The following is a 13965-nucleotide window of genomic DNA, read 5'->3' as shown; positions in this document are numbered from 1 at the left end:
CCTGGCCCGCACCGGCATGGCAGAATCGGAAAGCCGGAGGGGGGAGACGACGGCCCGATGCGGGAGGGAGTCGCTGACGGATGGGTGCACACCGGCGCAGGTGCGACTGGTGCAACAACGGCACGCCGATCGTGCGGGACATGGACCCGGTCAACCCCGACTACCAGTACTGGTGCGAGGAATGCGCGCGGGCGCTGATCATAAAAGGCGACCCGATCGAGACGTACCGTGAGCTGGAGGGGGAGCCGATCTACGGCCGGCTGCTCGACGAGCACTGCACGCTCAAGCGGTTCTATCAGTTCGCAAGAGCGTGACGGAATAGGTTAAATCGGACATGGCCTGCGGTCGACGGAAACCGATTTTTGGACCAGGGCCATGACCGTGTAATGTTTGGGACGTCGCCAAGGGGAACCGGAAACGGAAGCCCGAAGCGGCAGGCAAGACAAGGGGCTATAGCTCAGTTGGTAGAGCGCCTGCATGGCATGCAGGAGGTCAGGAGTTCAATTCTCCTTAGCTCCACAGTGAAGAAGCGGGCCACCCGGATCGGGTGGCCCGCTTCTCGTTGTGCCCACCGTTCGGAACGGCCGAGCGTCGGCCGGGACTGCTGCGGTACCCTGACGCCATGCGTGCCGTACGCCTTCTGCTTACCGAGCCGCGCTGATCAGTACCGACCCTTCGAGACGGTCGGCATCGGCGCGGCGTCCCCTCCTGTGCGAGGGGTTTTTTCGTTTGGGCAGGCAGAGACGGCAGAGACGATCGATGGAGCTTCAGAAATCATGAGCGAGACGAACACCCCGGCCCCCGAGGCGGCCGAGGGGCACCGTTACACGGCTGCCATGGCCGCCGACATCGAGGCACGCTGGCAGGACGTATGGGACGCGCAGGGCACGTACGAGGCCCCGAACCCGACCGGTGACCTGGCCGGGGACCCCGCGGTGGTCGCACGGCCCAAGAAGTTCATCATGGACATGTTCCCGTACCCCTCCGGTGCGGGCCTGCACGTCGGCCACCCGCTCGGATACATCGCCACCGACGTCTTCGCCCGCCATCAGCGGATGACCGGCCACAACGTCCTGCACACCCTGGGCTTCGACGCCTTCGGCCTGCCGGCCGAGCAGTACGCCGTGCAGACCGGCACGCACCCGCGCGTGTCGACCGAGGCGAACATCGAGAACATGAAGCTCCAGCTGCGCCGGCTGGGCCTGGGCCACGACAAGCGCCGCTCCTTCGCGACGATCGACCCGGACTACTACAAGTGGACGCAGTGGATCTTCCTGCAGATCTACAACTCCTGGTACGACGCGGACGCGAAGAAGGCCCGGCCGGTCGCCGAGCTGGTCGCCGAGTTCGAGGACGGTACCCGTGAGGTCCCCGGAGGCCGCGCGTGGGCGCAGCTGACCGCGGGCGAGCGGGCCGACGTACTGAACGAGTACCGGCTGGCGTACTCCTCGGACGCGCCCGTCAACTGGTGCCCCGGGCTGGGCACCGTACTGGCCAACGAAGAGGTCACCGCGGACGGCCGGTCCGAGCGCGGCAACTTCCCGGTCTTCAAGGCCAAGCTGAGCCAGTGGAACATGCGCATCACCGCGTACGCGGACCGGCTGCTGGACGACCTGGACGCGCTGGACTGGCCCGAGGCCATCAAGCTGCAGCAGCGGAACTGGATCGGCCGCAGCGAGGGCGCGCGCGTCGACTTCCCGCTGGGCGACCAGGCGGTCACCGTCTTCACCACCCGCCCGGACACCCTGTTCGGCGCCACCTACATGGTGCTGGCGCCCGAGCACCCGCTGGTGGACAAGTTCATCCCGGCCGCCTGGCCCGAGGGCACGCACGACGTGTGGACCGGCGGGCACGCCACGCCGGCCGACGCCGTCACGGCGTACCGCAAGCAGGCCGCCTCGAAGTCGGACGTCGAGCGCCAGGCCGAGGCCAAGGACAAGACCGGCGTCTTCACCGGTGAGTACGCGACCAACCCGGTCAGCGGCGCGAAGGTCCCGGTCTTCATCGCCGACTACGTGCTGATGGGCTACGGCACCGGCGCGATCATGGCCGTTCCGGCGCACGACAGCCGCGACTTCGAGTTCGCGCGCGCCTTCGAGCTGCCGATGCGCTGCGTCGTACAGCCCGGCGACGGGCGGGGCACCGACCCGGCGGAGTGGGACGACGCGTTCGTCTCGTACGACGCCGCGCTGGTCAACTCCACCGGCGAGGGCATCGCGCTGGACGGCCTGGGCGTCGTCGAGGCCAAGGCCGCGATCACCGACTGGCTGGCCGAGCGCGGCATCGGTGAGGGCACCGTCAACTTCCGGCTGCGCGACTGGCTGTTCAGCCGTCAGCGCTACTGGGGCGAGCCCTTCCCGATCGTCTACGACGAGGACGGCGTCGCGCACCCGCTGCCCGAGTCGATGCTGCCGCTGGAGCTGCCGGAGGTCGAGGACTACTCGCCGCGCACCTTCGAGCCCGACGACGCCGCCTCGAAGCCGGAGACCCCGCTGTCCCGCAAGGCGGACTGGGTCGAGGTCGAACTGGACCTGGGCCGCGGCGAGGGCGTCAAGCGCTACCGGCGCGAGACCAACACCATGCCGAACTGGGCCGGTTCCTGCTGGTACGAGCTGCGCTACCTGGACCCGAACAACTCCGAGGCGCTGGTCGACCCGGCGATCGAGCAGTACTGGATGGGCCCGCGCGAGGGTCAGCCGCACGGCGGCGTCGACCTGTACGTGGGCGGCGCCGAGCACGCGGTGCTGCACCTGCTGTACGCCCGCTTCTGGTCGAAGGTGCTGTTCGACCTGGGGCACGTCTCCTCGGTCGAGCCGTTCCACAAGCTGTACAACCAGGGCATGATCCAGGCGTACGTGTACCGCGACGAGCGCGGCTTCCCGGTCTCCGCGACGGAGGTCGAGGAGCGGGACGGCAAGTTCTTCTTCGAGGGCGAGCCGGTCAAGCGCGAGCTGGGCAAGATGGGCAAGTCCCTGAAGAACGCCGTCACGCCCGACGAGATCTGCGAGGAGTACGGCGCGGACACCCTGCGCCTGTACGAGATGGCGATGGGTCCGCTGGACGTCTCGCGCCCGTGGGACACCCGGGCCGTGGTCGGCCAGTACCGGCTGCTGCAGCGCCTGTGGCGCAACATCGTGGACGAGGAGACCGGCCAGGTCACCGTCGTCGACGGGGAGCCGGGCGAGGACACGCTGCGCGCGCTGCACAAGGCCGTCGACGGGGCCGGCTCGGACATGGCGGGGCTGCGTTTCAACACGGCCATCGCGAAGATCACCGAGCTGAACAACGCCCTGACGAAGGCCGGGCGGCCGCTGGAGCGCCTGGTCGCCGAGGCGCTCGTGCGGCTGGTCGCCCCGCTGGCCCCGCACATCGCGGAGGAGCTGTGGCACCGCCTGGGCCACAGCGACTCGGTGGTCCACCAGGACTTCCCGGTCGCGGACCCGGCGTACGTCGTGGACGAGAGCGTGACGTGCGTGGTGCAGGTCAAGGGCAAGGTCAAGGCGCGCCTGGAGGTGCCGCCGACGATCTCGGACGCGGAGCTGGAGCAGCTGGCCGTCACCGATGAGGGTGTGGTCGCGGCGCTGGGCGGTGCGGAGATCCGCAAGGTCATCGTGCGCGCCCCGAAGCTGGTGAACATCGTCATCTGACGTCGCCCGTCCTTGAGGGGACAGGCATGGGGGACATCCCGTACGGGCAGGTTGGGGGTTCGATTGGAACCCCCGACCTGCCCGTGGCGTTTACGGTGGAGGGGACGGAAAAAGAGCTGCGGGAACTGGGGAAGGGACACTCATGGAGGCCGCGTTGATCATCTTCGCGCTGATGGTGCTTTTCGCCTTCCTGGGCCTGGGTGTGTATGTCACCACCAAGGTGGTGCGGGCGGCCAAGCGCGGTGTGGACCGTACGATCACGCAAGCCCGCCGGACGGTGGAGGACACCACCCTGAGGGCGAAGAGCTTCGGCCAGGTCGGGGTCGCGGGGGCGCTGGCGCAGCTGCGGCTCGATCTGCGGACGTCGATGCGGGCCACGCAGGAGGCGCTGTACGCCGGGGTCCGGACGGATGCCTCGCTGAAGGAGTCCATCGGGCTGTTCGAGCGGCTGAGCGAGCACGGGCACGAGCTGGACGCCGAGCTGAAGCGGCTGGAGCAGGAGCCGGACCGGCAGCGGATCGCCGAGGGCCTGCCCGGCTTGCGGGAGCGCACGGCCAAGATCACGCAGGCGGCGGACTCGCTGCGGTGGGCCGCGCGAGACCGTGCCCGGCGGTTCGCCTCCGACGACCTGTCCGCCCTGTCGGAGCAGATCGAGGTCGAGTCCGGTGCGCTGCGGGACTGGTCCCGTGAGTCGGTGGACGATCTGACGGCGGCGGCCGCGGAGTGGGACGCGGCGCAGACGCCGGGGACGGCAGGGCCCGCGGCGGGCCCGGCGGCGGGCCCGGGGCAGGCTCGGGATGCGGGCGGGTGGGGCGCGGAGCCCCGGCCGGCGGCGCTGAACCAGGCCGCGCCGACGACTCCGTACCCCTGGCAGAAGACGCCGCGCCCGGAGAGCACGACCTGACGCGCCCCGTGGGCCCGGCACGCCGACGGGAGCCCGGCGGCGGGCCCGACGGGGAGCCCAGGCTGCCGACCCACCCCGACTGGCGGTAACCTCCGGCTCATGTCCCGCCATGTCGCCATCGTCACCGATTCCACGGCCTACCTGCCCCAACCGGCCATGGCGCGGCACGGAATCACCTCCGTACCGCTCACCGTGGTACTCGGCGGTGAAGCGCTGGAGGAGGGCACCGAGATCTCGGCGCGCAGCCTCGCTCTGGCCCTGCAGAAGCGCCGCTCGGTCACTACCTCACGCCCCAGCCCGGAGGAGTTCGTCCGGGCCTACCGGGCGGCCGCGGACGCCGGTGCGAGCGGCATCGTCAGCCTGCACCTGTCCGCCGAGTTCTCCGGTACCTACGACGCCGCCGTGGTGGCCGCGAGGACCGCTCCCGTGCCCGTGCGGGTCGTGGACACCGGCATGGTCGCGATGGCCCTCGGTTTCTGCGCGCTGGCCGCCGCCGAGGTGGCGGAGGCGGGCGGTTCCGTCGACGATGCCGTGGCCGCCGCCGAGAAGCGCGCGGCGGACATGTCCGCGTACTTCTACGTCGACACCCTCGACTACCTCCGCCGCGGCGGGCGGATCGGGGCCGCCCAAGCCCTGCTCGGCTCCGCCCTGGCGGTGAAGCCGCTACTGACCCTGGACGGCGGGCGGATCGAGATGCTGGAGAAGGTGCGTACGGCCTCCAAGGCCATCGCCCGGCTGGAGGAGCTGGCCGTCGAGCGCGCCGGGTCGGGCAGCGTCGATGTCGCGGTGCACCATCTGGCGGCCCCCGAGCGGGCCGAGAAGCTCGCCCAGCGGCTGCGGGAGCGCATCCCGGGCCTGGTCGAACTGCATGTCAGCGAGGTGGGCGCGGTGATCGGGGCGCACACCGGGCCGGGGCTGCTGGCCGCGGTCGTCTCGCCGCGCTGATCATCCGCCGCGTTGATCACTCGACACGCCGATCACTCGCCGTGCTGATCACCGGAACGAGTGACCTGGATATCCACAACGGGGTTGCTGTCCACCGGAATTGAGCCCTCCGAACGGGCTTCGGGATTCGCCCCTACGGTCGTGTCATGACTCTTCGAGCGCGTACCTCGCATCCGTCCTCCCGCCGCTCGGGCGCCACCAGCGGCCCGGGCCGGCCCCGTTTCTCCGACAGCCGTCTGCGCCGCCGCGGTGGCCATGGCGTGCGCCGTGACCACCGGGCTCCGCACGCGGATCCCGAGGCGGTGCGGCGGCGGGCCGAAGCCCTGCTGGGCGGCAGCAGTCCGCCGACGGCCTCTCCGCAGCCCCTGGCGACGGCCTCGCCACCGTCGGTGGCCGAGGCGGATCGCGGGGCTCCGCCGGGGGCGCCGCCTGAGGAGACTGCCGAGCCGGCTGCTCCCGGGCCAGCCGCTCCCGGTCCGGCGCGGAGCCTGGCCCTGCGGGAGCGGCTGCCGGTGTGGTTCCAAGCCCGCTGCGGGGTGGAGCCGCGCACGGTGGCCGCCGTCGGGGTGGTGCTGGTCGTCGCTGTCGGCTTTGCAGGGCAGCAGTACTGGTCGGCCCGGCCGCGGGCGGTGACCGCGCCCGCCGTGGTCGCCCAAGGGGCGGTACCGGCCGCGGCCACGGCGCCGGTACCGGCACCGGCGGGGGGCTCCGGAGGCGGCCCGGCGCGGATCGTCGTCGACGTCAGCGGCAAGGTCCGGGACCCGGGCGTACGGCGGCTGCCCGCCGGTTCGCGCGTCGAGGACGCGCTGTCCGCCGCGGGGGGAGTGCGGCCCGGTACGGACACCACGGGCCTGAACCGGGCCCGCGTGCTGGTGGACGGCGAGCAGGTGCTGGTGGGCGCCCCGGCGCAGCCTCCGGAGGTCGCGGGCGGGGGCGGAGGCGGGCCGGGCCGGGGCCCGCTCAGCCTCGGCTCGGCCACCGTCGAGCAGCTGGACGGTCTGCCGGGAGTCGGGCCGGTGCTGGCCCAGCACATCGTGGACTTCCGCACCGCCAGAGGTGGCTTCCGTTCCGTGGAGGAGCTCCGGCAGGTCAACGGCATCGGGGAACGGCGCTTCGCCGACCTGCGCACCCTGGTGCGGCCGTGAACCGCCCCGAGGCCCCGGGAGCGGCGGACCTGCGGCTGGTGGGACCGGCCCTGGCCGCCTGGGCGGCGGCCGCCCTCGCCCTGGACGCGCCCGCCGGCCGGACCGCCGCCGGGGTGGCCGTGGGCCTGGCCGTGGCGGGGCTGCTGATGCTGGCCGCGTGCAGGCGTCCCGGGCGGCTGTGGAGGGCCGCTCCGGCGCTGGCGGCGGCCTTGCTGTGCGCCTGTGCCGGAGCCGGGGTGGCGGGGCTCCAGCGGGCCGAGGCGCGAGCCGGGCCGGTGGCGGATCTGGCCCGGGACCATGCCCGTGTCCTCGTGGAGCTGACCGTCGGCTCCGATCCACGGGTCGCCGGGAGCGGGAGCGGCAGTGGCAGCGGGCCGCCGGTGGTGGTGCTGGACGCGCTGGTGACCGGGGTGACCGGGCCGGACGGGGCACGGACCCGGGTCGAGACCCCGGTGCGGGTGCTGGCCGGGCATCCGGGCTGGGCCCGGCTGCAGCCCTCCACCCGGGTGTCGGTGGTCGCCCGGCTGGCCCCGGCGCGCGGTGGGGAGCGGGCCGTGGCGCTGCTGCGGCCGGCCGCCGACACACCGCCCGGGGTGACGGGCGGCCCGGACACCGCACAGCGGCTCGCCGGGCGGCTGCGGGCCGGGCTGCGCGAGGCCACCGGCGGGCTCGCGCCGGATGCCAGGGCCCTGCTGCCGGGGCTGGTCGTCGGGGACACCTCCCGGGTGCCCACCGATCTTCAGGAGGCGTTCCGGGCCACCGATCTGCTGCACCTGTTGGCCGTGTCCGGGTCCAACCTGACCGTGGTGCTGTTCCTGCTCATCGGGCCCCCGGCCCGCGCGCAGCAGGCAGAGCGGCGCGGGCTGGCGCCTCGGATCGGGCTCTCGCTGCGGGCGACCGCCCTGTGCGGGGCGGGCCTGACGCTGGCGTTCGTGGTGGTGTGCCGGCCGGAGCCGAGCGTGCTGCGGGCCGCCGCCTGCGGGGCGGTGACCCTGCTGGCCATCGCCACCGGGCGGCGCAGATCCCTGATCCCGGCCCTGGGGGCCGCCGTGCTGCTGCTGGTCCTCTACGACCCGTGGCTGGCCCGCAGCTACGGCTTCCTGCTCTCCGTCCTGGCCACGGGCGCCCTGCTCACCCTCGCCCCCCGGTGGAGCGAGGCCCTGACCCGGCGCGGGATGCGGCCCCGGCTCGCCGAGGCGCTCGGGGCCGCCGCGGCCGCGCAGGCGGTGTGCGCGCCCGTGGTCGCCGTGCTCGCCGCCCGCGTCAGCCTGGTGGCGGTGCCCTGCAACCTGCTGGCCGAGCTGGCGGCCGGTCCGGCGACGGTGCTCGGCTTCGCGGCGCTCGCGGTGGCCCCGCTGTGGATGTCCGCCGCGAAGGTGCTCGCCTGGTGCGCGGGGGTGCCCGCCGGGTGGATCGCCGCCGTGGCCCGGGCCGGGGCGGGGCTGCCGGGAGCTGAGCTGGCCTGGCCGGGCGGGCTCACCGGAGGGCTGCTGCTGGCCGCCGCCACCCTGGCCGTCATCGTGCTCGGCGCCCGGGTCGGGCGCCGGCGCCTGGTCTGCTCGGCCCTGGCGGTGTTGCTGCTCCTGGCCGTACTGCGGCCGCCGCAGCTCACCCGTACCCTCTCCGGCTGGCCTCCGCCCGACTGGAGTTACGTGCAGTGCGCGGTGGGCCAGGGGGACGCCGCGGTGCTCGCCGTCGGACCGGGCGAGGCCGTGGTCGTGGACGCCGGACCGGATCCCGGCCCGGTGGACGCCTGCCTGCGTTCCCTGGGTGTGATCCGGGTGCCGATGCTCCTGCTGACGCACTTTCACTCCGACCACGTGGCGGGCCTGTCCGGGGTGCTGCGGGGCCGGTCGGTGGGTGTGATTCAGACCACCGCGCTGGAAGAGCCGCCGGGGCAGGCGCAGTTCGTCCACCGGACCGCGGCGGGCGCCGGCGTACCCGTCGTACGGGCGGTGGCGGGGGAGCGCCGACGGGCCGGACCGCTGGAGTGGCAGGTGCTCTGGCCACCTGCTGCCGGGGCTCCGCCGGAGGGGCCCAACGACGCGAGCGTCGCCCTGCTGGTGCGTGGCGCGGGGCTGACCCTGCTCCTGCTCGGCGATCTCGAACCGGCCGCGCAGCAGGGCCTCTTGAGGGACCATCCGGAACTGGGTCCGGTGGATGTCCTCAAGGTCGCGCACCACGGCTCCGCCCACCAGGATCCGGTGCTGTACGCCCAGGTGAGACCCCGGATCGCCCTCGTCCCGGTCGGCGCGGGCAACCGCTACGGGCACCCCGCGCCCGGTACGCTCGCCCAGCTGCGGGCGATGGGGGCGACCGTACTGCGCACCGACACCGACGGCTCCATCGCCGTCACCGGCAGTGGCCCCCGGATGCGTGCGTTCCCGGCTGGCCGACGGCGGAGCCGACACGCCCATACCGGGCAGGGCCGTTCTGTTTGCCCACAACCCGACAGCATGATCGAATGCGTCTTCGCCAGAGCGGTCCAGATCCACACAGCACGGGGGTGCATCAGCCATGTTCGGTCGCCGACGGGGGATGGAGACGGCCGGAAGTTCCAGCCCACACACATCCGCGACACTGACACTGCCGCCGACGGCGCGGCTGCTCAGCTGCCGGGTTCTCGACACGGTCCACCAGCCGGTCCGGCAGGCCGCGTTCGAGGTGACCGACCCGATCGGCCGACGGATCGTCAGCGGCGAGACGGACCCGTACGGCGGGTTCACGGCGGCCGTACCCGAGGGCGAGTACCGGCTCTCCGTCACCGCCGAGGGGTACGCGCCGTTCCACGGGGCGACGCTCGTGGGGGACCCGGCACAACCCGGTACCGGGGAGATCATCCTCGACGCCGTGGAGCCGCCGCTGCTGCCGCAGCCCGGCCACTGGGAGCTCGACCCGACGCACTCGTCCATCGTCTTCACGGCCCGGCACATCGGCTTCGCCCGGATCGGCGGACGGTTCAACACGTTCGCCGGCGCGGTACGGATAGCCGAGCGCATGGAGGACTCCTCCATGCACGTGATCATCGACGCGGCGAGCATCGACACCGGGGTCCGGATGCGCGACGACCACCTGAGGTCCGGCGACTTCCTGGACTCGGCCCGCCACCCGACCGTGGAGTTCTACAGCGAACGGTTCATCCACCGCAGCGGCAGCCGCTGGACCGTCGCGGGCGCCCTCACCCTCCACGGGGTGAGCCGCTCCGTCACCCTGGACACCCAGTACCTGGGCCTGGGTACGGGGCTGGAGGGCGAGCCGCGGGCGGCCTGCCGGGCCACGACCGAACTGCACCGCGAGGACTTCACCTTGAACTGGCAGTCGGTGCTGGCGCACGGGATCGCGGCGATCGGGTCGAGCGTGGAAGTGACCCTGGACGTACAGATCGTCCACAAGGCCTGAGCTCTCGAGTACTCCAGGTACTAGGGGGCTTCCAGCCAGCCCTCGTACTCGGCCGCGAGGGCGTCCAGCGAGGTGGTGTCGAGCCGTTCCCGCGGATCCTCGACGACCACCAGCCACTGGGCGTCCTCGGCGTCGTCCTCGCCGGCCAGCGCGTCGCGGACCAACTGCGGCTCCTCGGGGAGGCCGAAGCGGTCGACGGCCTCCTGCGCCACCTCCTCGGCGGCGTCGCGGTCGGGCAGGACGAGTACATGTCGCACGTTCACGCGACCATTCTCGGGCACGCGGCGAAGAGGGCTGTCAGTGCGGCGTGGGATGCTGGAGCCGATGGCCACCAGGAAGAACTCCACCGACGATCCGCTTGCCCCGCTCACCCTCGCGGTGGGGCAGGAGGACCTGCTCCTCGACCGTGCCGTGCGGGAGGTGGTGGCGGCCGCCCGCGCCGCCGACGCCGACACCGACGTCCGCGACCTCACCTCCGACCAGCTCCAGCCCGGCACGCTGGCCGAGCTGACGAGCCCCTCGCTCTTCTCCGAGCGCAAGGTCCTGGTCGTACGGGGCGCCCAGGACCTGTCCGCGGACTCGGTCAAGGAGGTGAAGGCGTACCTCGACGCGCCCTACGAGGAGATCATCCTCGTGCTCCTCCACGCGGGCGGAGCCAAGGGCAAGGGCCTGCTGGACGCGGCCCGCAAGGCGGGTGCGCGGGAGATCGCCTGCCCGAAGATGACGAAGCCCGCGGACCGGCTCTCGTTCGTACGCGGAGAGTTCCGCACGCTGGGCCGCTCCGCGACCCCGGAGGCGTGCCAGACCCTGGTCGACGCGATCGGCAGCGACCTGCGGGAGCTGGCGAGCGCGGCGGCGCAGCTGTGCGCGGACGTCGAGGGAACCATCGACGAGGCCGTGGTCGGCCGCTACTACACGGGCCGGGCCGAGGCCTCCAGCTTCACCGTCGCCGACCGGGCGGTCGAGGGGCGGGCGGCCGAAGCTCTCGAAGCCCTGCGGTGGTCCCTGTCCACGGGGGTGGCGCCGGTCCTGATCACCAGCGCCCTGGCCCAGGCCGTGCGCGCGATCGGCAAGCTGGCCTCCGCCCCGCGCGGAGCCCGCCCGGGCGACCTCGCCCGGGACCTGGGGATGCCGCCCTGGAAGATCGACCGGGTCCGCCAGCAGATGCGCGGCTGGTCGGCGGACGGCGTCGCGGACGCCCTGCGTGCCGTGGCCGCCGCCGACGCGGGCGTCAAGGGGGGCGGTGACGACCCCGAGTACGCCCTGGAGAAGGCGGTCGTCGCGGTGGCCCGCGCGGCCCGCCCCCAGCGCCGCTAGAGCCTGTCCGGACAGGTCCCGGTAGCACGAAGGCCCCGGCCGTCACCCTGGGGAAGGGTGGCGGCCGGGGCCTTCGGTCACTGCTTTGGTTGCGCCGCACCCGCGTGGCGAACGCTTCGTGTGCGGCGCGGGGTGCCGGTCAGGAGCGGGAGAGAGGGCCCGCTGGGTCCGTTCCGGCGATCACATCAGAGCTCAGCCCTGGAGGGTGGCAACCTTGGAGGCCAGCGCCGACTTCTTGTTGGCGGCGGCGTTCTTGTGGATGACACCCTTCGAGACAGCCTTGTCGAGCGCACGCGCGGCGGCGCGGGAAGCCACGGTGGCCTTCTCGACGTCACCGGCGAGGACGGCCTCGCGGGCCTTGCGGATCGCGGTCTTGAGCGAAGACTTGACGGCCTTGTTGCGCAGGCGCGCCTTCTCGTTCGTCTTGTTCCGCTTGATCTGGGACTTGATGTTCGCCACGAAAGAGCCTTTTCAGGTTCAGAGATTTGATCTTCGGATTGTGTCCCTCCCCCAGACTCCGTCCGGGGGGACCCCCAACTGAGAGGGCATACGAGACACAGCTGCCCAGGCTACCAGGCGCGCTCCGGGCGGCCCAAACCGAGCGCACTGCCCCGTCCATGGGACCATGGGAGTCTGCGTATAGATCCGACATCGCGCCGCCGAGAGCGACGGGAGCCGGACTTTCGCTCCGACCGACGCTCCGCAAACGCTTCCGACTGCGACCGAGAATCAGGACACTGCGTGCCCGCGATCCCCAGCCACGTGCCCGAGCCGAGCCGTACCGACTCGGCGCTGATCCGCAACTTCTGCATCATCGCGCACATCGACCACGGCAAGTCGACCCTTGCCGACCGGATGCTCCAGATCACCGGTGTGGTCGACCAGCGGCAGATGCGCGCCCAGTACCTCGACCGCATGGACATCGAGCGTGAGCGCGGCATCACGATCAAGTCCCAGGCGGTCCGGCTGCCCTGGGCGCCCACCACGGGCGAGGGTCAGGGCAACACCCACATCCTCAACATGATCGACACCCCCGGGCACGTCGACTTCACCTACGAGGTCTCCCGCTCCCTCGCCGCGTGCGAGGGCACGGTCCTCCTGGTGGACGCCGCCCAGGGCATCGAGGCGCAGACCCTCGCCAACCTGTACCTGGCGATGGAGAACGACCTCGCGATCGTCCCCGTCCTGAACAAGATCGATCTGCCGGCCGCCCAGCCGGAGAAGTTCGCCGAGGAGCTCGCGAACCTGATCGGCTGCCAGCCCGAGGACGTGCTGCGCGTCTCGGCCAAGACCGGTCTCGGCGTCGAGGCGCTGCTCGACAAGGTCGTCGCCACGGTCCCGGCCCCGGTCGGCGTCAAGGACGCCCCGGCCCGCGCCATGATCTTCGACTCGGTCTACGACTCGTACCGTGGCGTGGTCACCTACGTCCGTGTGGTCGACGGGCAGCTCAACAAGCGCGAGCGCATCCGGATGATGTCCACCGGCGCCACCCACGAGCTGCTGGAGATCGGTGTCTCCTCCCCGGAGATGACCCCGTCCGACGGCATCGGCGTCGGCGAGGTGGGCTACATCATCACCGGCGTGAAGGACGTCCGCCAGTCCAAGGTCGGTGACACCATCACCAGCCTGCACAACGGCGCCACCGAGGCCCTCGGCGGCTACAAGGACCCGCGCCCGATGGTCTTCTCCGGTCTGTACCCGCTCGACGGCTCGGACTACCCGGACCTGCGCGAGGCGCTGGACAAGCTCCAGCTCAACGACGCCGCGCTCGTCTACGAGCCGGAGACCTCGGCGGCGCTCGGCTTCGGCTTCCGCGTCGGCTTCCTCGGCCTGCTCCACCTGGACGTGGTCCGCGAGCGCCTGGAGCGCGAGTTCGGCCTCGACCTGATCGCGACCGCGCCCAACGTGGTCTACCGGGTGGTCATGGAGGACGGCAAGGAAGTCACCGTCACCAACCCGAGCGAGTTCCCCGAGGGCAAGATCTCGGACGTGTTCGAGCCGGTCGTCCGCGCCACCGTGCTCGCGCCCACCGAGTTCATCGGCGCGATCATGGAGCTCTGCCAGACCCGCCGCGGCACCCTGCTCGGCATGGACTACCTCTCCGAGGACCGGGTCGAGATCCGCTACACCCTCCCGCTCGCGGAGATCGTCTTCGACTTCTTCGACCAGCTGAAGTCCAAGACGCGCGGCTACGCCTCTCTCGACTACGAACCCACGGGCGAGCAGTCCGGCAGCCTGGTCAAGGTCGACATCCTGCTGCACGGCGACAAGGTCGACGCCTTCTCCGCCGTCACGCACAAGGACGCCGCCTACGCCTACGGCGTGCGCCTGGTCGCCAAGCTGCGCGAGCTCATCCCGCGGCAGGCCTTCGAGGTGCCGATCCAGGCCGCGATCGGCTCCCGCGTCATCGCCCGCGAGACCATCCGCGCCATCCGCAAGGACGTCCTCGCCAAGTGCTACGGCGGTGACATCTCCCGTAAGCGGAAGCTGCTGGAGAAGCAGAAGGAAGGCAAGAAGCGGATGAAGATGGTCGGCTCCGTGGAGGTCCCGCAGGAGGCCTTCATCGCCGTGCTGTCCAGCGACGAGTCCGGCGGCAAGAAGAAGTAGC

At 72.0% G+C, this 13965-nt stretch carries 10 protein-coding genes, 1 tRNA gene and 1 pseudogene; 10 read left to right on the top strand and 2 right to left on the bottom strand.

Going from position 1 to position 13965, the window contains the following annotated elements; translation table 11 throughout:
- The first annotated feature begins 80 nt into the window (after positions 1-80).
- The 8 genes and pseudogenes from OG737_RS09050 (at position 81) to OG737_RS09015 (ending at position 10040) form a co-directional block, all read left to right on the top strand.
- Entirely contained in the window at positions 81-314 is a 234-nt protein-coding gene (locus tag OG737_RS09050) for a hypothetical protein (RefSeq protein ID WP_008738908.1), read from the top strand.
- Positions 315-446: 132 nt separating this feature from the next.
- Positions 447-519 (top strand) — tRNA-Ala (locus OG737_RS09045).
- Between the two features lie 257 nt (positions 520-776).
- The gene (gene leuS / locus OG737_RS09040) at positions 777-3647 is read left to right on the top strand and encodes a leucine--tRNA ligase (protein ID WP_328925686.1); all 2871 of its coding nucleotides are present in this window, start codon (positions 777-779) and stop codon (positions 3645-3647) included.
- 142 nt (positions 3648-3789) lie between these two features.
- Entirely contained in the window at positions 3790-4551 is a 762-nt protein-coding gene (locus OG737_RS09035) for a hypothetical protein (RefSeq protein ID WP_405921392.1), read from the top strand.
- Between the two features lie 99 nt (positions 4552-4650).
- A complete protein-coding gene (locus OG737_RS09030; protein ID WP_328925684.1) occupies positions 4651-5496 on the top strand; it encodes a DegV family protein in 846 nt (281 codons plus the stop codon).
- Between the two features lie 146 nt (positions 5497-5642).
- Complete coding sequence (locus OG737_RS09025; protein WP_405921391.1) at positions 5643-6641, top strand: helix-hairpin-helix domain-containing protein; 999 nt, start codon at positions 5643-5645, stop codon at positions 6639-6641.
- A 146-nt stretch (positions 6642-6787) separates the two neighbouring features.
- A pseudogene (locus OG737_RS09020) lies at positions 6788-9022 on the top strand (ComEC/Rec2 family competence protein); the annotation flags it as partial.
- A 136-nt stretch (positions 9023-9158) separates the two neighbouring features.
- Complete coding sequence (locus OG737_RS09015) at positions 9159-10040, top strand: YceI family protein (RefSeq protein ID WP_405679961.1); 882 nt, start codon at positions 9159-9161, stop codon at positions 10038-10040.
- A 20-nt stretch (positions 10041-10060) separates the two neighbouring features.
- Here OG737_RS09015 and OG737_RS09010 read toward each other — a convergent pair whose 3' ends face one another.
- Positions 10061-10303, bottom strand: a complete 243-nt coding sequence (locus tag OG737_RS09010) for a hypothetical protein (RefSeq protein WP_328925681.1) — start codon at positions 10301-10303, stop codon at positions 10061-10063.
- A 61-nt stretch (positions 10304-10364) separates the two neighbouring features.
- On the opposite strand from OG737_RS09010, the gene holA reads away from it, so the two are divergent.
- Positions 10365-11357, top strand: a complete 993-nt coding sequence (holA, locus tag OG737_RS09005) for a DNA polymerase III subunit delta (protein ID WP_328925680.1) — start codon at positions 10365-10367, stop codon at positions 11355-11357.
- A 192-nt stretch (positions 11358-11549) separates the two neighbouring features.
- Here holA and rpsT read toward each other — a convergent pair whose 3' ends face one another.
- Positions 11550-11816: a 30S ribosomal protein S20 gene (gene rpsT, locus OG737_RS09000; protein WP_266788134.1), complete on the bottom strand. Its 267-nt coding sequence runs from the start codon at positions 11814-11816 to the stop codon at positions 11550-11552.
- Between the two features lie 282 nt (positions 11817-12098).
- On the opposite strand from rpsT, the gene lepA reads away from it, so the two are divergent.
- Positions 12099-13964, top strand: a complete 1866-nt coding sequence (gene lepA, locus OG737_RS08995) for a translation elongation factor 4 (protein WP_328925679.1) — start codon at positions 12099-12101, stop codon at positions 13962-13964.
- The last annotated feature ends 1 nt before the right edge of the window (position 13965 follow it).

The sequence above is a fragment of the Streptomyces sp. NBC_00122 genome (assembly GCF_045160845.1).
Taxonomy (GTDB): Bacteria; Actinomycetota; Actinomycetes; order Streptomycetales; family Streptomycetaceae; genus Streptomyces.
The sequence above is the reverse complement of the archived record's forward strand: the minus strand, read 5'-3'. Positions and strand labels throughout refer to the sequence as shown.